Raw genomic sequence first — 21,004 nt, forward strand, 5'->3', positions numbered from 1 at the left:
ACCCACGTGTTACTCACCCGTCCGCCGCTAACGTCAAAGGAGCAAGCTCCTTATCTGTTCGCTCGACTTGCATGTATTAGGCACGCCGCCAGCGTTCATCCTGAGCCAGGATCAAACTCTCCATAAAAAATTATGATGTTTGATTAGCTCATAAAATACTAATTTGTGTTATCATTAACACGTTTTTTTGAACCAACGATTATCGTTGTGTTCGGAATTAACGTTGACATATTGCGATTCAGTTTTCAATGTTCATTTCTTCAACACAAGAATTAATTTTACAGGTTTTAACTTGAAAAGTCAACAACTTTTTAAAATTAATTTTTTTGTTTGTTTAAAGCATTTTGTTTGTTTATGTCGTTTGCTTCGTCCGACAAGTAAATACTATACACGCTTATCAACACTTTAACAACGCTAAAAATTACACTATTTCTATCATTAACAAACCTTTTCAACTCAATACACGAACTTTATAACCTTTTTGCATATCCAAGTTCTTATTATGATACATTAACCCCTCTGAATCTCACTACAATTATAGAAAACGCACTATAAAACAAACTTTAATTTATTTTACATTTTTTTAACTTTCTTAATAAAAAAATAGAACTACCTTTATAGGTAGTTCTATTTTAGTTTAGTAACCTTGTCTTAACACTATTACTTACATTTCAGTTCTTCCCATTATTGCTTTGGATAGCGTTACCTCATCTGCATATTCTAAATCTCCCCCAACTGAAAGACCTTGCGCCAATCTAGTAACAGTAATGCCAATCGGTTTAACTAGACGAGAGATATACATTGCTGTCGATTCGCCTTCCAAGTTAGGATTCATTGCTAGAATCAATTCTTTTACTTCATCATTTTTTAAACGTTCTATTAATGATGGAATGTTAATATCTTCTGGACCAATGCCATCCATAGGTGATATCGAACCATGCAATACATGATATAGTCCTTTATACTCTCGCATTTTCTCCATTGCAATAACATCTTTATCATCTTCTACCACACAAATAACCGAACGGTCTCGATGTTTATCTTCACATATATAACATGGATCATTTTCTGTAATGTGACCACAAACACTACAATAAGTAAGCTCTCGCTTTACATCAACTAAGGCTTTAGCAAATTGTACTACGTCATCTTCTTTCATATCTAATACATGAAACGCCAGACGTTGAGCCGTCTTCGGTCCAATGCCTGGCAGTTTCATGAAACTATCAATGAGTTTAGAAATTGGTTCTGGATAATGCATATTATCACATACCTGGAATGTTTAAGCCTTGCGTATGCTTACCTAAACGTTCTTGTGTAAGTTCATCAGCTTTATTCATCGCTTCATTAGTTGCAGCAATTACAAGATCTTGTAACATTTCGATATCATCTGGATCTACAGCTTCTTCTTTGATTTCTACGTCTAATACTTCTTTATGACCAGAAACAGTTACTGTTACCATTCCGCCACCAGCTGTACCTTGTACTTTTTCTTCTTTTAATTTTTCTTGTTCTTCGCCCATTTTCTTTTGCATTTTTTGCATTTGTTTCATCATTTGTTGCATATTTCCGCCACCGCGCATAATATATCCTCCTTAAATCTTCTATATAAAGTCATTAATTATTTGCTTTTATTTTATTATACATACCTTTTTAATCATTGTCATGTATCACTCTTCATCTAATACATTCACTGTACTTTCACCGAAAAGGTCTTTCGCTTTTTGAACGACGTCTACAGTTTCACTTTCCTTCTGCTGCGATGTATTGTGTTCTTCGCTTCCTTCTTGAGTATTACCAACACTTGTACCTTTTCTATTTTGAATGTATTCCGTTCTCACTCTCATCCATTGATCGGCAGGTACGCCTACGACTTTTACCGTCTTATCTATTATCTTACATACTACATTTTCTATATTTGTACGTTTTTCATCATCTTTATTTACAATTTCGCAATGAATTTCCTCTTCTAACTTAATTAGCACATGCGTTTCACTCGCAGCAACAGGTTCTGAGTTTTGCAATAAGCTAACTAATGATTTCATATCATTTGTTTTAGCGTGATCCACTACTTCATTCCAGTGATCTTTCAACAATTTAATATCGTCTTTATTAGCTTTGTCTAACACTTTGGCTATCTGTTGCATTGAAAAAGCATTCTTATTTTGGTTATTCCTGCTATTCGCTGATCTTTTAGTTTGCTGTTGTGGTGCTCCACTTACGGATACACCTTGCGCCTTTATTGCTTTAAGTTCATTTTCAAGTTGTTCCATTCTTTGCAATAACACATCATTGTTGGGTTCTGCTGCCACACTTGTTGTAGCAATTGTTTGTACATGCTCTGGTTGTGCTTTTATCATTTCAGCAATTTTTACCAATAGTACTTCAAAGTGCACATTCTGGTTCACACTGAATCGAATTGATACAAGCGTGTCATTTATAACATCTATCATTTTATACAATGTATCTAAATCATAATGTAAAAGTGCGTCATGTGCGCCTTCTTGATTCGAAGTCTTATTCATAATTGTATCTCTCACAAAGTAAATCATATCATTAATCAACCTATTGACTTCTTTACCTTCTGAAACAAATTGATGGTATATCGCAAATGCAGACTTCACATCTCCACTTGCTATTTCTTTAAACAAATCATTAAGTGCACTCGCATCTACGCTCCCAGTCACATTCAGTGCATCTTGCAATGTAAGATGGTCGTCTCCGAATGCAATCGCTTGATCCATGATACTCAACGCATCCCTCATACCACCTTCAGAGGCTTTTGCAATAAATTCCAGCGCTGCATCATCATATTCTATAGATTGTGATTGTGCTACAAATCTTAGTCGTTCAACAATTTCATCATGCCCAATCGCTTTAAAATCAAATCGCTGTGCCCTAGAAATAATTGTTGGAGGTATCTTATGTGGTTCTGTTGTCGCTAAGATAAATATTGCATGTGCTGGTGGCTCTTCTAATGTTTTTAATAATGCATTAAATGCACCTGTAGTTAACATATGCACTTCATCAATAATATAAACTTTGAATTTTGATTCACTAGGGGCATATTTAACTTTATCTCTTATATTTCTTATTTCATCTACACCATTATTACTCGCAGCATCAATTTCAATAACATCTGAATTTGTACCTCGCGTAATACCTTTACAAATCGCACATTCATTGCAAGGCTCTCCATCAGAACGTTCTAAACAATTAATCGCTTTCGCAAATACTTTCGCGATACTCGTCTTTCCTGTTCCTCTCGGCCCACTAAAAATATAGGCATGCGATTGTTTGTTTTTTGATATCGCATTGCGCAACGTCTTTGTTACGTGTTCCTGTCCGACAACATCTTCAAAGCTTTGCGGACGAAACATTCTATATAATGCTTGATAATTCACTTTCGCACCTCCAATAGCGTTCAACAGTTATTATACATTTTATTTCGGCATTGTGAATATCAATTAAATGATTCAGGATAGACCACGGTACCTACAGGTCTATCTATAAGTTGACCCCACAAAAATTTCACCATAAAGTATTCGGATGGTACGTCAAAAGGACTATCAATGTCGTAATCTTTTGCTTCCTCATACCCAAATTTACCATAGTAATTTGGGTCGCCCAGCACAACAATCGTTGTATAGTCTAATGCTTTCACACGTTCTTCTACTGCTTGAATCAACGCTTTTCCCAAACCTTTGTTACGATATTCTGGCAATACAGACAATGGTGCAAGGGCTAAGGCAGTATATGTTGTATCATCACTTACAATCTTAACTTCTGACAACATTATATGTCCTACAACGTCTCCATTTTCATTTTTCGCTACAACTTCTAATTCATAATTATATTCTGGAGCTTCTCTTAATCTCACTACTAATTCTTGCTCGTCATGATTCGATTCAACCACATCTTCAAACGCTGTCTTTATCGCCTGTAAACTCGTGTCATAGTCATTTTCTGTTAAAGAACTCAAATAAATTTGCATTGGCGCCTCCTCTTAGCTATACCATAAATAAATTGTTTCAATAACACCTTTAATCTTCATTCACAAACTATTCCTTATAATAACAAACTATTTATTATATTTTAATATAAAAAAAGAGTGACTGCTATCAAAAGACAAGTCACTCACTCTATATGTAAATCATTATATTAATAATTAAAGCCGTGCACCTTCGCTTCGAGTGTGTATCATAAACGTTACCGAAGTCGACAGCTAAATCTCGGCAACCCTACGGCACATATGATGATCCACTTAATGCTGCTTCCGTCAGGACCTGACATGATTCATGGGTTCATATTGCATAGGACCGAAATCTTCAAACACTACGTGCTTCGGGCTGCTTCACAAAAACACAGCCTCAGCAAAGGAATTAAGTCTCGCATAAAGCGGATTTCGAGTACAGGGAACCGCTACCTCCCCACCTAGCACGGCAAAATATATCATACTATAATCAGACACTGAAATGCAAGTATAAGCTTTCATTCATTATATTATTTTTATTTCAACTATTTTCTTATTTAATATGAAGTGCATTAAACACATCCATTTCATCTTAATGCCTTCTCGAAAAGTCATTGAATTTAAAGTCAGTAGCTAAATGTCTAGAGATATTATACTGAAATTTAGTTGTATCCTCTAAATGAACTATCCCTCTCACTGTTGCAGTATAAGGTGCAACATCATCCCCAAATATATCGTATTCTAATGTTCCAAACGGCTCAAAGGTGATAGATTTATTCGAATAACTTATAACTAAATCCAACTCATTTTCAATATAAGCATATAATGATTGTTGTGCAATCGACTCAGTAATGCCCGGAATAATATCTTTAACAAAGTAATCTTCATCAATAATTTTCACTTGATTATTTATACTTCTTGTCCGAATTAAATGCCACAACCTCGTCGTACCACTAATTTCTAAAGCTGACTTAACATAAGGAACCTCATTCGCTGTTATACTTTCCAGTACTTCAACAGTCGTTTCATGTTGTAAACCTAAACCCTGTTGAACTTCACTAAAACTAATAAGGTCAGAAAAAGGAAATTCAGTTAATCCTTGATATATCACTACAGATCCTTTGCCGCGAATTTTTTGTATCATCCCATCACGTACTAATAGATTCAGTGCTTTACGTACGGTTTCTCGTGATGATTGATACTGTTCTACCAATTCGTTCTCTGACGGTAATTGAGCACCGTACACTAAATTTGATTCCAAGATGTCTTTACGAAGGGTTTCATATATCGTAATAAATTTTTTCTGTACCATTGTCTTCCACTCTCTTACCTTTTTAATATTACTGTTGTATCACAATAGAACCAAACCCGGTAATCTGATTACCAGTTATTGTACCGTTAGTAATCATCACTTCTCCTTCTAAATTGATATCTGCAGGTATTTCACATGATTGTTTAGAAAAATTAGCAATAATTAACCACGTTTCTTCATTATAGTGACGTTTATAAATAAATAGTTTATCGTGCTCCATATGCAAAGGCTCAATACTGCCATAAGTCACAATATCGTGTTCATGTCTTAATTGTATTAACTTTCTATACGTATGCAACACTGAATTCTCATCATTTATGGCAGCTTCTACATTAATGCTATGATAATTTTCAGGGATATCAATCCACGGTTGTCCAGTTGTAAATCCTGCATTTTCTAAATTTGACCATTGCACTGGCGTTCTAGAGTTATCTCGTGATTTTTGACCTAATATTTCAAGTATTTCACTTTCTTCAAATCCACGTTCTTTCATATTATCATATGCGTTTAGCGACTCAACATCTCTATATTGATTAATATCATTAAAATGAGGATCGGTCATACCAATTTCTTCACCTTGATAAATATATGGTGTTCCTTGTAACATATGCAAGACCGTTGCTAACATCTTGGCGCTTTCTCGATGATTATGTGGTGTCGAGTCGTCACCAAACCTAGAAACAACTCTAGGTTGATCATGATTACACCAGAATATAGCATTCCAACCATTCCCATCAAATATACCGAGTTGCCACTCCATTAAAATTTCTTTCAATTTATGAAAGTCTAACTTTGCATTCGTCCATTTTTCACCATTTACATAATCTACTTTTAAGTGATGGAAGTTAAATACACTGCTCAATTCTTGACGTTCAGGGTTAGAGTACTTAATACAATCTTCAATAGTTGTAGAAGACATTTCCCCGACAGTCATCATCTCTCGATTACCGAAAGTATGCTGGTTCATTTCATGTAAATATTCATGTACACGCGGTCCATCAGTATAAAATTCCTTACCAATATATTGCGAATCTTTAAATTCACCTTTAGAAATTAAGTTTATGACATCAAATCTAAAGCCATCAACACCAAAGTCTATCCAATAATTTATAATGTCATATAGTGCCTTTCTTACTTCCGGATTATCCCAATTTAAATCTGCTTGCGTCACATCGAACAGATGTAAATAATATGATTCTGTTTTAGGATCATATTTCCAGGCATTGCCCCCAAATTTAGATTCCCAGTTTGTCGGTGGTTTATTGTCTGCAGAGCGTCTAAAGAAATAATAATCTCTATATGGACTTTCTTGATCTTCATAGGCTTTTTTAAACCATTCATGATCCGTAGAAGTATGATTGATTACAATATCCATCATGATTTTCAAGTTACGTTGGTGCGCTTTTGCAATGAGTGTCTTTAAATCTTCAATTGTCCCAAATCGCTCATTGATCTTATAGTAATTACTTATATCGTATCCGTTATCATTCATCGGAGACTCATACACTGGCGTTAGCCATAAATAATCGACCCCTAAATATTGTAAGTAGTCTAACTTTTCTATAATGCCTTGAATATCTCCTTCACCACTACCCGTTGTATCATTAAAAGACTTCGGATAAATTTGATAGACGACTGATTTTCTCCAATCATTTTGTTCCATATTTAAAACCACCTTAAGTTATTATTTGAAAAAAACTCGCTAATATCATTTAGCGAGTTTAATTGTTGGCTGTCACGCCCTATTCATCGACAAGTTCTTTCGTTTCTTCTTTACTAAATCTTGATAAAAAGACTGTAAGTATAAATGGTACACATATCGCTATAATGATACAAATACCATATACTAACCAATATTCTTTTTGTATAGAAATAATTGCCGGTACACCTCCGACACCTACATTACCTAGCACTCTATTAGCGCCTATAAACGCACCCAATACACCTGATGTAATGATAGATGCAATAAATGGATATTTTAATGGCAAGTTCACACCAAACATCGCTGGTTCTGTCACTCCTAAGAAACCAGATATACCTGAAGTCATTGCTAAGCCTTGCTCCTTACCCATTTTTCTTTTTTTATAAATATACCATGCACCAAATGCCGCAGAACCTTGACAGATATTAGAAATAGCAAGGATTGGCCATAAATACGTTCCTTCAAGTTCGCTTCCCATCAATTGGAAATCCACTGCCAAGAACATATGATGTAAACCAGTGATTACTAGCGGCGCGTAAAACAGACCATAAATCGCTCCGCCTAACCAACCTGCATGTTCAAAAACAAATGTCACACCGTTTGTGATTCCAGTTCCTAACCATAATGCAAGTGGCCCAATAATGATAAATGACAAAAATCCTGTTATTAATAATGCAACAGGCCCAACGACTAGCATTTTAATAGAATCATGCACTACTTTATTTAAGGCCTTTTCAATCTGCGCTAATACATAAGAAGCCAACAGTATCGGCAATACTTGTCCTTGATAATTCAATTGTTTAATTTCTAAACCGAAGATATGCCAAGTTGGTATATGACCTTTAGCGATATCATACTGTGACACAAGTTGCGGGTTCATTAATACTAATCCGAGTACCAAACCTAGAATTTGACTGCCACCAAACACTCTCATACTACTCCACCCAATAAGTGCCGGTAAGAAGATAAACGCTGTGCTTGCAATCACATTTATAATATTAGAAAAGTCGCCAAGTTGCGGAAATTGTTCAACTAATGGTTTTGGACCAAACAAACCCTTCATCGTCAATAAGTTGTTTATTCCCATTAACAAACCTGCAGTAACGATTGCCGGCAAGATTGGTATAAAGATATCTCCCAACAGTTTAATCAATCTTTGAACCGGGTTACCTTTTTTAGCTGCTGCTGACTTTGCGTCTTCCTTCGAAGCTTCAGTCGTACCTGTTACTTCAACAAACTGTTTATATACTTCATCAACAGTTCCCGGACCAATAACAATTTGGTATTGATTGTCCGCCTTAAACTGCCCTTTAACTAAATCGTTGTTACTCAATCTATCTTTATCCACTTTATCATCATCTTTTAAGACTAATCTTAAGCGTGTGACACAATGCGTTGCTGTGTCCAAATTTTCTTTGCCCCCAACCGCTTCGACTATATCTTCTACATCTTTCTTTTTCACAGCCATGATGATCCACTCCCTTACATTTTGTAATTAACCAAAGTATAACTTGTCTATACAAGTTTTGTAAAGGCTTTCATTTGAAAATGTTTTACTTATTAAAATAAACCTATTGTAAAACAATAACAATTTATAATGTATAAACACTTTTTAAGCGCAACTGGAACCATCAAGATTACGACACTTAATAAAAAGCTCAAATGTAAATAATATGATTAACGATATCTTCGACTATAGAATGTAATAGCTTTAACATGGATAGTTCGTTTCATAGACGTGTTCAATTTGTTATACATCTTTCACTGCAGACAAAAAAAGACCACCACTTAATACAATATTAAGTGGTGGTCAAATCTATTTATTAGTCTTGGTTTTAAAAAACAATGGCGGAGGAAGAGGGATTCGAACCCCCGCGAGCCGTTAAGCCCCTGTCGGTTTTCAAGACCGATCCCTTCAGCCGGACTTGGGTATTCCTCCAAACGAACACAATAATTATAATATTATAGCCCGTCATAAAAGTCAAACATTTTTTGTGTTACACCAGTGTTTTTTCTTTCAAATATTCATCAACTGAATTCGCTACAGCTCTACCCTCTTGAATCGCCCATACGACAAGACTTTGACCTCTTCGTGCATCACCAGCAGCAAAGATATGAGGTTGATTTGTTCTAAAATCTTTATTATCAGCAACGATTTTATTACGTTCAGTTTGAATATCAAACGCATGAGGAACTGTTGTTTCTGTACCAATAAAGCCAATAGATAATAATACTAAGTCAGCAGGCCAATGGCGTTCTGTACCATCAACAACGACCATGCCTTCATCCGTTTCTTCTAAAATTTGAGTATAGACACCTTTAATGTTACCAATGTGATCCACATCATAACGCATTGTTTGTACACCGTATGCACGTGGTTCAAAACCAAAGCGTGATTGATATTCTTTATGTGCATAATCCATTTTAAATACCGGCATTGCCAATGGCCAATACGTATTTTCATCAAATTCTATTTCTTCTGGTTGTTTTGTGTATTTGTTAAATTGAACAATTGACTTGCAATTTTCACGTAATGCAGTTGCAACACAGTCTGCCCCTGTATCACCGGCACCGATAACAATAACATTTTTGCCTTCAGCTGTGATTGTAGGTTCACTCAATTCACCATTCAATACTTGCATTTGTTCAGTCAAATAATCCATAGCAAAGTGAATACCTTGACCCATACGTCCTTCTAATGGTAAATCTCTTGCATTTTGCGATCCTGTACAAAGAATAATAGCATCGTGACGTTCATTTAATTCCTCTCTACTGATGTCGACACCAATTTCTGTATCAGTTACAAACTCAATACCTGAATCTTGCATAATTTTAATTCTACGACGAATCACATCTTTATCCAATTTCATATTTGGTATACCATACATCAATAGACCACCTGCTTCATGCGCACGTTCATAAACAGTTACATTGTAACCTAATTTATTCAACTCATCTGCAGCAGTCAAACCAGCTGGACCACTCCCAACAATTGCGACCGTTTCATTTTTTCGTTCAGTCGGAATTGTCGGTTGTACCCATCCATTTTCATAAGCTTCATCAATAATTGTTCTCTCAATACCTTTAATAGCTACAGATTCACGATTAATCTTCATGACACATGACTGCTCGCATGGAGCTGGACAAACACGCCCTGTAAATTCCGGAAAATTATTTGTTTCGCTCAAACGTTCATATGCCGTTTTAAAATCGTGTCTATACACGAGATCATTCCATTCAGGAATATAGTTACCAATAGGACAACCTATCGTCTCTCTACCAAATGGTTCACCTGTCTGACAAAATGGTGTGCCACAATCCATACAGCGTGCCCCTTGTTCAGCCGCTTCCTCATTGGTAAATCTTTGTTGAAAAGCTTCGTGATTATTTAAACGATCAACTAGTGACAATTCATGTAGTTGTTGTTTTTCATAATTCATAAATCCTTTGAATTCACCCATGATAAATCCCCCCTCTACGATTAATAAACGGCACTCAATTGTTGTTCTGATTCAATATGTGTGCGTTTGTCATTAAATGCTTTTAATAAAGCTTCATCTAATTGACTTGAATTACGTTTTTGTAAATCTATTTTTTGCATCATTAATTTGTAATCTTTAGGTATCACTTTTACAACTTTATCAGCAATATTATCAAAATCTGCTAATATCTCTTTCGCTTTGGTACTATCGGTATATTTAACATGTGCTTCTAGCATCTCTTTTAATACTGAGCGTTCTTCCTTTACCGTAATAGCATCGAAATCAAGCGTATCTAACTTATGTTCTCTCTTAAACTGTTTAACGTCTGATGGGAAGATATAACTTACGCCTCCACTCATACCTTGGCCAAAGTTCTTACCAACATCACCAAGGATCACAATACGTCCACCAGTCATATACTCTAAACCATGATCTCCTATGCCTTCGACAACTGCTTGGACACCACTATTACGAATACAGAAACGTTCTCCTGCTTTACCATTGATAAATGCTTTACCTTCAGAAGCACCATAGAAACAAACATTTCCGGCTATAATTTCTTGTTCGCGTTGTTTATTAGGTGCATTGATAATAATTTTACCGCCAGATAAGCCTTTACCTACATAGTCATTGGCATCACCAGTATGATGCACTGTAAAGCCTTTTGGTGTATATGCCGCTAAACTTTGACCAGCATGGCCAGTTGTTTTAGCATAAATAGAATCCTCAGGTAATCCTGCTGTACCATGCACTCTTGTTATTGCACTGCCCGTAATTACACCAACGTCACGCTGTTCATTATTTAATACATATTCACCTGTAAATGTACCACCTTGCTCAATTGCCTCTTGCGCTTCAGGATATAGTCTCGTCATGTCTAGACTGACATCAAGATGATGATCTTGTTCAATTTTCTTAAAGCGATCACCTTCATGCTGATACAATAATGCTTCAACATCCATCGCCGCAGCTTTAGGTCGACGCGAAGCCAAGTTGCCTGTACGTTGTAACAAATCTGTTCTACCAATTAATTCTTCTACTGATTTCAAACCTAATTCTGCTAATACTTCTCTTAGCTCTTCAGCGATAAAGTGCATAAAGTTAACGACATGATCTGCACGACCATTATACAAAGCACGCAAGTCTTGGTTTTGTGTTGCTATACCTACTGGACATGTATCCTTATGGCATACGCGCATCATAATACAACCTAACACCACAAGTGGTGCCGTTGCGAAACCAAATTCTTCTGCACCAAGCGCACAAGCATAAGCAACATCTTTACCAGTCAGCAATTTACCGTCTGTTTCCACTTTCACTCTAGACCTTAAATCATTCATCATTAAAGTCTGATGCGTTTCAGCAAGACCAATTTCCCATGGCACCCCAGCATGTTGAATACTTGTTTTAGGTGAAGCACCTGTACCACCGTCATAGCCACTGATAACAATTTTATCGGCGTAGGCTTTTGCAACACCTGCAGCTATTGTGCCGACACCTGTTTTAGAAACAAGTTTCACCGTGATATTCGCTTCTTTATTCGCATTTTTCAAATCATGAATCAACTGAGCCAAATCTTCTATTGAATAAATATCATGGTGTGGTGGTGGTGAAATCAAACCAATACCAGGTGTTGACCCTCTAACTTCAGCAATCCAAGGATATACCTTTGTGCCTGGCAACTGTCCACCTTCACCTGGCTTCGCACCTTGAGCTACTTTGATTTGTATTTCTTTTGCATGTTGTAAATAATCACTTGTAACACCGAATCTACCTGATGCAACTTGCTTGATGGCACTTGAATGATCGCGACCTTCTTCATCTATAGTATAGCGTTCTGGGTTTTCCCCACCTTCACCACTATTACTCTTACCACCCATACGGTTCATAGCTTCTGCTAATGTTTGGTGTGCTTCTTCCGAAATAGAACCATAACTCATCGCTCCAGTGTTGAAACGCTTAACAATCTCACTTGCCGGTTCTACTTGACTAATATCAATTGGTTCTTGTGTCTTAAATTCCATTAAATGTCGGATATGGTCTGTACGTTTATGATTTACTTCAGTTGAAAATTGCTTGAATTTTGCATAGTCATTCGAGCGACAAGCATGTTGTAATAAATGAATTGAAGTCGGATTAAACGCGTGATGTTGACCTTGCTGACGCCATTGGAATGTACTACCTGATTCAATATATTCACTTTTCGGCGTTTGTCTCGCTTTATTCTCACGGTCTATCATATCTATTGAAATACCAGATAATTTAGATTGTGTTCCCGTAAAGTATTTATCAATTACTTCATCAGATAAACCAATAGCCTCAAAAATTTGAGCACCTTGGTAACTTTGCACTGTTGATATACCCATCTTAGCCATCACTTTAATGACACCTTCAGATAATGTATCGGTATAGGCTTGTACATTTTCAGCAACTTCACCATCGATACGTTTATTTAGCACTAATTGTTCTATCGTTCTTTGTGCTAAATAAGGTACGACTGCATTTGCCCCATAACCTAATAAGCAAGCAACATGATGCACTTCTCTTGTTTCACCTGATAAAGCAACCAAACTTGTACGCATACGTAAGCCTTCTCTTATTAACAACTGATGAATATGGCTAAGTGCTAACAGCATAGGCATTGCGTAGCCATCTTCAGACGCAAGTACTCTATCGTCTAGCACCAAGATTTCATTACCTTCTTGGACAGCATGAATTGCTTGTTCACCTAACTTTTCCAATGCTGTTTCAAGATCTTCATTATATATAGTAGATAAATGTTTCACATTAAATCTACTATTTTCAATCGTTGCTAATTGACTTTCAGTAATGACAGGTTTTTTCAGTTGAATTCTGTTCAAGACATCTTCATTTGGCTCTAATAAATTACCTTCACTACCAAGATAGCTCAACTCACTTGTTACTATTTTTTCACGATAAGCATCAATTGGCGGATTGGTAACCTGTGCAAAAAGTTGTTTAAAGTAGTTAAACAACGACTCGTCCTTTTCATTTAACACAGCTATCGGCACATCGTAGCCCATCGCACCGATTGGATCTTTCTTACTTTCTACCAATTCGGTCATGTATTTGTCCATTTCTTCCTTAGTGTAAACAAATTGCTTTTGTAATTTAGTTAATGTCTCTTCTGACCATTGAGAAGATTCATATTTCACTTGATCTAATTTTAAATCTACGGAAAATTGCTCCAACCAACTTTCATACGGCAATTCATCTGCGATACGTGCCTTAAGTTCATTATTTTCAACGACTTTATTTTCTTTGAAGTCTACTAGTAATAACTTACCTGGATTTAATTGACCTTTAAAGGCAACATCTTCCTCCGGTACATCAATTACACCAACCTCTGATGAAAAGACGATATAGTTATCATTCGTAATTGTGTAACGTCCTGGACGCAAACCATTTCGGTCAGTTAATGCACCAATTTTATCCCCGTTACAGAAAGAAATCATCGTCGGTCCATCCCAAGGCTCCATTAAATAACTATAGAACTCATAAAATGCACGTACATTCGCATCATTTGCCTTATTATATAACCATGGTTCTGGAATCATCAGCATAGCAGCACGTTCAGGTTCCATAGCTAATGATAAGAATTCTAATGCATTATCTACAATAGCAGAGTCACTACCATCTTCATCAACTATTTCTTTAACTTTATCTTTTTCAGCACCAAATACAGTTTCGATTAATTCGTTTTGTCTTGCTCTCATCCAATTGACGTTACCCTTAATCGTATTGATTTCACCATTGTGCATTAATAATCTATTTGGATGCGCACGTTTCCAACTTGGAAATGTATTAGTACTAAATCTAGAATGCACCAAACCTAGCTTAGAAACATAAGCTTCATGATTTAAATCCAAGTATAATGCTTTAATTTGGTCTGAACGTAACCAACCTTTATATACAATTGTTCTATTAGACAAACTAGTAAAATATAAATCCAAATCTTGTTGATTTGCATAATTTTCGATTTGTTTACGAGCTAAAAAAAGCATGCGTTCTACATGTGAAACATCATTTAAAGCAACGAATACTTGTTGAATATGCGGCATTGTTGCTGCAACGTGTGGTGCAATCGCCGTCACATCTACTGGCACATCTCTATAGCCAATTACTGATAAACCTTCCGCTTCAAAATGCGCATTAAATTGTGCTTCATGATTAGAACCGGCTATTTTTTCTTTAGCAAAAAACATACCTACTGCGTAATGACCTTCTGCTGGTAATTCTAAATCTGTATATTTTGAAAAGTAGTCATAAGGCACTTCAGTCATAATACCTGCCCCATCACCTGTAACGCCGTCAGCTCCAACACCGCCACGATGATCTAGTCTACGTAACATTTCTAATGATTTTTCAACGATATCATGATTTCTGTTATTATCCATATTGGCATAAAATCCTATACCACATGCATCATGTTCTTCACGACTATCATATAAGCCCAATTTTTTATTATATTCGAGCATGATGTTCACCTCTTTTACGAAAATTCTGAATATTAAATAAGTAAGTAAACTATATAGCAGTAAATTAATCTGTTCAATATATAAATTAGATGATATCATTCTAATTAATAGAACAATAGTTAATTAATGGGGGATTAAATATTGGAGATAAAGCAATTAAAGTACTTTATAGAAGTTGCCAAACGTGAACATTTATCTGAGGCAGCACTTGAATTAGATATCGCACAATCCGCAATTAGCAGGCAAATTACTCAGTTAGAAGAAGAATTGCAAGTTACATTATTTAAAAGAGAAGGTCGTAACATTTATCTCACAGATTCTGGCAAACAATTATTTTCAGAAGCCACGAAAATTATTGAACAATTAGATGAAACAAAACGCCTATTTCATGAACAGTCACGCTCAAACCACTATATAATTCGTATTGGCTATGTCGAAAGTTATATCTCTCAAGTATTAACTTTATTAATTCAATCATTTGAGAATAAAAGTGAATCCATTATCGAACCAATCTTAATGGAAGAAGGTGAAATCATTAGCTCCTTATTAACAGATCAAATCGATATTGGCTTTACGGATTTAACTAACGACATCAAACAGAATCAACGCCTAAAGACTAATCCATTGTTCGAAGAGAACTATCATATCTACGCACCTAAAGATGACCCCATCACAATGGCAACCAATCCACCGTTAGTTCAATTTTCAACTAAATCAATTTATGAATTATATCCATTACCAAACAATATTCGACAAACATTAAGCAATATAGTAGAAAAGCCAATCCGAACTGTAACACATCCGCAACTCGCTCAATATTTATTAAATCACGAACGTGGTTATATTATCACTGCAACGTATCATTTTTTAGAGCGTAACCCTAGCAAATGGGTTGATATACCATTGAATCACACCGAACTTAAACGTACAATTTGTAGCGTGATGCGTAAAGATAATCGAAAGAATGATATACAATTGATGCAATCGACAATCGAACAATTGTTGAGTAGAAGTGCAACCTATCATTAAATTATTATAACGATTAATCGAACATATAAATCTTTGAATTCATTTTTTTACGGGCGTATAATCACATTGTCTATAGAGAGAGGATTGGAATACAACTATGAAGATGAATTCATTTTTTAAACACCCCTTCAACTGGGTTATCTTAGTGTTTTGTGTCATTTTCATCGGCTTATTTCTATTTACTTTTGTAAATGATAAATTCTACCACAATACAATTGGAGAAATTACGAAAGTGGAAAACAAATCAACTTCCAAAGTAACCGATGAACATCACAATCGTGATATCAAACACAAGCAATTATTGACGATTAAAATTTTAAATGGACAGTTCGAAGGTAAAACAGCAACCATTGAAAATACTTACATAGCTTCTCAAGCCGATAGCGAAGCATTTTCAAAGCATAATAAAGTACTATTGCACATTGATAAACAGCCAAATGATGCCTATATTACTGAGAAGAAACGCGACAGTCTCACAGTTGCAGTTACTGGCATCTTCTTGTTAACCGTATTGCTTGTTGGTAAAAAGATTGGTTTACAATCTTTAGTATCTTTAGTAATCAACTCTGCCGTAGTCATCTTAGCTATTATGATTCACAATCATTCACCAAATGTCAGTTTATTCTTATTAGTAAGCATTGGCATTATTATATCTACAACTTTGACATTACTACTGGTTACCGGATGGCAATGGCGAACCTTAATCACCATAGTCAGCACCTTGCTTGGTACTTTCATCTGTATTGGTATTACTCAGTTAGTTATCGAACTGACAGATGGTAAGGGATTGAAATTTGAAACAATGAGTTTTTTAACCTTACCACCTAAAGAAGTATTTCTTTCTTCAGTTCTGATAGGCTCTCTAGGAGCAGTAATGGATGTCGCCATTACTATTGCAAGTGGCATGCATGAAATCTTGCGTCGAACACCTGATATCAGCATGACTAGATGGGCATTGGCTGGCCGAAATATCGGGCAAGATATTATGGGCACCATGACAAACATTCTATTATTTTCATATTTGTCAGGCAGCTTAGCAATGCTCCTCATTTATTTAAAAAATGGTAATACGATTACCTATACAATTTCTATGAACTGGTCATTAGAAATTTCGAGAGCGATCACAGGCGGAATTGGAATTGTCTTGACCATCCCAATAACCATTGTATTGATGCAATTATGGTTTAAACTGCGAGGTGCGAAGTGATGAGTGTCACTACAATTTTAGGTATTATATTATTGATTTTGATGTTGGTTTTCGGCGGTAAAAAAGGACTCGTATCTTATCTGACATTATTTTTAAATTTTGTCATTTTATTATTATCGATTATTGTCATTATGTTTGGCGCACCCATTTATATCGTTACATTGGTTTTCTGTATCGTTATCGCTTGTTGTAATTTATTTGTACTCAATAGTTACAATACAAAAACAAAGGCTGCATTCTATGCCACGATCCTAACTACAGTGATATTAATCATCGGTATTTATCTTTCAGTTGCTATTGGCCATTTGCAAGGTTTCGCAACCGAACAACAAGATGAAACTTATATCTTTTCCATGAATATCGGTATTGATATGGTGAAATTTATGGTATTTACCATTGTGCTTGCCGTAATCGCAGTTGTTATCGACTTAGCCATAACTATTAGTTCTCCAATGTATGAGTTGAATAGAGCGAACCCTACACTCAGTCAAAGCGATTTATTCCATTCTGGTATGCGTGTAGGACGTGAAATATTAGCCACATCAGCAAATACAATTTATCTAGCATATTTTGGCGGACAACTGACATTGTTCTTTTGGTTCTTCAAACTAAATTATTCATTTGGACATATCATCAACTCAAAAATCTTTGTTCAAGAATTTATTTCAATCTTACTTGGTGGTATCGCTGTTGCAATCAGCATTCCTATCACTGCATGGTTATCTGCAATATTAATCAAGCAGCAACAACGCCATGAACAAGAAAGTGAATCTTAGTTATAATAAAAAATCGTCTCTCTAGCTTATTCCTTATGCTCGAGAGACGATTTTGTTCATGTTGTATTATTTTGTATTGTTCCGTCACCATACTCCCGTTATGATTCCCGTATTTATTTGAATGCGCTCGTTGTAATACTGTCCATTAGGTAGAATATTCCCTTTTTACATTTCATATATTTATGGTCGTCTATTAAACTTATTCAACTCTCCACTGAAATAATCCCTTTCTCCAAATTCACCACTAAAATATGCACGCTCTCCATGAACTACATAATCCAAGCCTTGAGCTTCTTCCACTTCATCTGTTCCTAAAGCACTAAATAGCCCGATTACTTTTGCAATAACAAATGTGAGTACACCACTAAATATAATCGTTACGACAACTGCAACAATTTGTACCCACACCGTTTCAATTCCCCCACCAAATGCCAAACCATTAGTCACACTTTCATTCACTTTATGTGATTGGAATACGCCCGTTAATATAGCGCCTACCACTCCGCCGATACCATGAATGCCAAATGCATCTAAAGCGTCATTATATTTCAATTTAACCTTTATATAATTAATTGCAAAGTAGCAACAAATTCCTCCAATAAGTGCGATAATAATTGCGCTCATATAGCCAACGAAGCCTGCAGCTGGCGTAATTGCTACCAAACCAGCTAACATTCCTGATAACATTCCAATTAAACTTGTTGTCTTTTTCATGATATGCTCCATTACAGACCAGCCAAGTGCACCTGCACTGGCAGCAATGACCGTATTCACAAACGATGTCATCGCAATACTATCAAATGTCAAAGCACTTCCTACATTAAATCCATACCAACCGACCCAAACGAGAATGGCACCTATCAGTGTAATGATTAGGTTATGTGGCGGACGTTTATCAAAGTTTTTCCCTGCACCTATCATAATCGCCAATACCAACCCAGATACACCTGATGTAATATGAACCACTGTACCACCCGCATAATCTATAGCACCTAATTCATCAATCCAACCGCCGCCCCAGACCCAATGAGCAACTGGACTATAAACTAAGATAACCCATAAAAATACAAATATTAAGTACGGAATAAACTTCATCTTTTCAGCAATAGACCCAGACAATATAGATACCGCAATCGTACAAAACATTAATTGAAATAACATAAATAATGCCAATGGTATATGCGGTGAAATATCTGCTTGTGTGTTAAAGCCAACATGTTGTAATCCTAAATATGTAACATCCCCTAGGATTCGATTTCCTGAACCAAACCCTAAACTAAAGCCAAGTATAATCCAAGCAAAAGTCACCACAACAATCGCCGACATACTTTGCATTACAGTATTCAAGACATTTTTCGATTGGACTAATCCACCATAAAACAAACTCAACCCAGGCGTCATCAACCAAACCAATAAAGTACATAAGAATAAAAACAGCGTATCATTTAGATTCAATTTACATCACTCCTTTGCAATGCATCATACCCCCAAATTAAAGCAATAGCAAAAATGCGTCATGTAAAATAACACTATGTGTTAGATTTCATGACGCACTTTAACGAATTATACTATTTTTTTCATCATATTATAGACTGGTCGCCCTTCTAATAAACTGTCACCTACGTGTTCATAATTACAAGCAGCATATAATTTTCGAGCGATTTCATTATCATTATTAACAGTTAAATAAATAGATTTAACATGTGGGAAATAGCTAAGTACATACCTTTCAAGTTCTTCTATTATGCATTTGGCATACCCCATACCTCGATATCGTACATCAATACTAAACGATCTAAAGAAGATGCTTTCAGCAACATTGCTTGAATACGGACGTACACCATCACCTTCGTGTAACGTAAAGAACCCAACACATTGCTGTTGCGCATTAAAAACCAAGGTTGGATGTCGCTCTGAATCCATTTGTGCAAGTCTAATATTTTCTATAGGCGTTTTTGTAAATTGATTGTCTTCAGCTTTTAATGTTATACCTTCAACCGCTTCATATAAATCTTCATTATACGGTATTAAAGCAATGCCACTTGGTGCCGCTACAACATTGTTGCTTTCTCTAGAATAATCAATCCATTTCAATACTGCAGGTGCAATTTGATCTCGTGCCGTAACATCAACCCATTGCATATCAGTAATTTCTTGAGCAGGATTTAATTTCTCCCAATCTACATCTGCTATAAGTCTAAATAAGTTCAACTCTGTTTGCGTATTCGGCTGAGGATATGCATCACCTATAATCGTAGTCATATACTCTATATCAGTTTCTGCAAGCGTCATTTGTAATTCCTCTTGTATTTCTCTTTGCAATGCCTGAATATGTAATTCTCCAGGGTCGATCTTACCTCCCGGAAAATAATATTTTTCACGATGCCTAGCTTGCACTAGTAATAGTTGGTCATCCTGTTCTATGACTAAGCACACACATCTAATCATCACTTTACACTCCTTCATACATCCTAGGTTTATTAGACAAAGTATTTTTAAACAATTCTAGCTTATGTTATCATACTTCAATATTCACACGTAGCAAGTTTTTTAAAATAACCTTAATTATCAAACTTATTTTATAGCAAAAATGCTATAATATTGAGCGATACTTATTAATACAAACAATGGAGGCTTCTAGAATGGCTAAAAAAACTAAACTTAATCGTATTTCTAATACTGTCAATTTTGTTGGCGTAGCTGTCGAAGGATTTAATTGGTATGCATATCAATCTAAAAATAAAAAATTAATTTATGCGAGCATGGCAATTTCGAGCGTCAGTGCTGTACTTGATTTTTATACTGCCTTAAAATCACCGAAGAAATTCGCCAAACTATTTTCAGCATTTACTTTAACTAGCACATTATTCACAACTGCTAGACGTATTAAATCTCTACGTAAGCAAACATCTTAACTCTAAACAACTATGTATTCGAATGAGCATAACAATAAATAAGACTCCTAGCACTAAGTGAATACATCATTCACCTAGTAGTTAGGAGTCTTTCTTAAATATATAGTAA

At 35.7% G+C, this 21,004-nt stretch carries 15 protein-coding genes, 1 tRNA gene, 1 rRNA gene, 1 other RNA gene and 1 pseudogene; 4 read left to right on the forward strand and 15 right to left on the reverse strand.

Annotation, left to right across the window (positions count from 1 at the left end; all coding sequences use genetic code 11):
* From ACF91D_RS12875 to gltB, 12 genes are all read right to left on the reverse strand, one after another.
* Positions 1-127, reverse strand: a 16S ribosomal RNA gene (locus ACF91D_RS12875); the annotation flags it as partial.
* Between the two features lie 537 nt (positions 128-664).
* On the reverse strand, positions 665-1,261 hold the full coding sequence (recR, locus tag ACF91D_RS12880; RefSeq protein WP_107512541.1) for a recombination mediator RecR: 597 nt from the start codon (positions 1,259-1,261) through the stop codon (positions 665-667).
* Positions 1,262-1,265: 4 nt separating this feature from the next.
* A complete protein-coding gene (locus ACF91D_RS12885; RefSeq protein ID WP_002484224.1) occupies positions 1,266-1,583 on the reverse strand; it encodes a YbaB/EbfC family nucleoid-associated protein in 318 nt (105 codons plus the stop codon).
* Positions 1,584-1,670: 87 nt separating this feature from the next.
* Entirely contained in the window at positions 1,671-3,404 is a 1,734-nt protein-coding gene (gene dnaX / locus ACF91D_RS12890) for a DNA polymerase III subunit gamma/tau (protein ID WP_392437140.1), read from the reverse strand.
* A gap of 59 nt (positions 3,405-3,463) precedes the next feature.
* The gene (locus ACF91D_RS12895; RefSeq protein WP_107589689.1) at positions 3,464-3,994 is read right to left on the reverse strand and encodes a GNAT family N-acetyltransferase; all 531 of its coding nucleotides are present in this window, start codon (positions 3,992-3,994) and stop codon (positions 3,464-3,466) included.
* Between the two features lie 180 nt (positions 3,995-4,174).
* An RNA gene (gene ffs / locus ACF91D_RS12900) (signal recognition particle sRNA large type) lies at positions 4,175-4,443 on the reverse strand.
* A gap of 122 nt (positions 4,444-4,565) precedes the next feature.
* Positions 4,566-5,285, reverse strand: coding sequence for a trehalose operon repressor (treR, locus tag ACF91D_RS12905; protein ID WP_107589690.1), 720 nt, complete (start codon positions 5,283-5,285; stop codon positions 4,566-4,568).
* 28 nt (positions 5,286-5,313) lie between these two features.
* Complete coding sequence (gene treC / locus ACF91D_RS12910) at positions 5,314-6,948, reverse strand: alpha,alpha-phosphotrehalase (protein WP_107589691.1); 1,635 nt, start codon at positions 6,946-6,948, stop codon at positions 5,314-5,316.
* Positions 6,949-7,027: 79 nt separating this feature from the next.
* A complete protein-coding gene (gene treP, locus ACF91D_RS12915) occupies positions 7,028-8,455 on the reverse strand; it encodes a PTS system trehalose-specific EIIBC component (protein WP_107589692.1) in 1,428 nt (475 codons plus the stop codon).
* Between the two features lie 378 nt (positions 8,456-8,833).
* A tRNA-Ser gene (locus tag ACF91D_RS12920) sits at positions 8,834-8,926 on the reverse strand.
* A gap of 58 nt (positions 8,927-8,984) precedes the next feature.
* Entirely contained in the window at positions 8,985-10,448 is a 1,464-nt protein-coding gene (locus ACF91D_RS12925) for a glutamate synthase subunit beta (RefSeq protein ID WP_042739937.1), read from the reverse strand.
* Positions 10,449-10,468: 20 nt separating this feature from the next.
* Positions 10,469-14,968 (reverse strand): glutamate synthase large subunit, encoded by a 4,500-nt coding sequence (gene gltB / locus ACF91D_RS12930; protein ID WP_107589694.1) that lies wholly within the window; start codon positions 14,966-14,968, stop codon positions 10,469-10,471.
* A 141-nt stretch (positions 14,969-15,109) separates the two neighbouring features.
* Between gltB and gltC the strand changes: the two genes are divergently transcribed.
* From gltC to ACF91D_RS12945, 3 genes are all read left to right on the forward strand, one after another.
* Positions 15,110-15,997 carry a glutamate biosynthesis transcriptional regulator GltC gene (gene gltC / locus ACF91D_RS12935; RefSeq protein ID WP_107526973.1) on the forward strand — a complete coding sequence of 296 codons (888 nt, stop codon included), beginning with the start codon at positions 15,110-15,112 and terminating at the stop codon, positions 15,995-15,997.
* Positions 15,998-16,094: 97 nt separating this feature from the next.
* Positions 16,095-17,204 carry a YibE/F family protein gene (locus ACF91D_RS12940; RefSeq protein WP_107589695.1) on the forward strand — a complete coding sequence of 370 codons (1,110 nt, stop codon included), beginning with the start codon at positions 16,095-16,097 and terminating at the stop codon, positions 17,202-17,204.
* Complete coding sequence (locus ACF91D_RS12945; protein WP_107589696.1) at positions 17,204-17,980, forward strand: YibE/F family protein; 777 nt, start codon at positions 17,204-17,206, stop codon at positions 17,978-17,980. The genes ACF91D_RS12940 and ACF91D_RS12945 overlap by 1 nt, the downstream gene beginning before the upstream one ends.
* Positions 17,981-18,160: 180 nt before the next feature.
* On the opposite strand, the gene ACF91D_RS12950 is transcribed toward ACF91D_RS12945, so the two are convergent.
* The 3 genes and pseudogenes from ACF91D_RS12950 to ACF91D_RS12960 all read right to left on the reverse strand — a co-directional run.
* Positions 18,161-19,435: an ammonium transporter gene (locus tag ACF91D_RS12950; protein ID WP_042739932.1), complete on the reverse strand. Its 1,275-nt coding sequence runs from the start codon at positions 19,433-19,435 to the stop codon at positions 18,161-18,163.
* 108 nt (positions 19,436-19,543) lie between these two features.
* A complete protein-coding gene (locus tag ACF91D_RS12955) occupies positions 19,544-19,903 on the reverse strand; it encodes a GNAT family N-acetyltransferase (protein ID WP_332299594.1) in 360 nt (119 codons plus the stop codon).
* A 159-nt stretch (positions 19,904-20,062) separates the two neighbouring features.
* A pseudogene (locus tag ACF91D_RS12960) lies at positions 20,063-20,428 on the reverse strand (NUDIX hydrolase); the annotation flags it as partial.
* Between the two features lie 194 nt (positions 20,429-20,622).
* Between ACF91D_RS12960 and ACF91D_RS12965 the strand changes: the two are divergent.
* Positions 20,623-20,895, forward strand: coding sequence for a hypothetical protein (locus ACF91D_RS12965; protein ID WP_042739930.1), 273 nt, complete (start codon positions 20,623-20,625; stop codon positions 20,893-20,895).
* Positions 20,896-21,004: the final 109 nt, after the last annotated feature.

Source organism: Staphylococcus sp. 231237_7MaSpsaltlick, assembly GCF_043107035.1.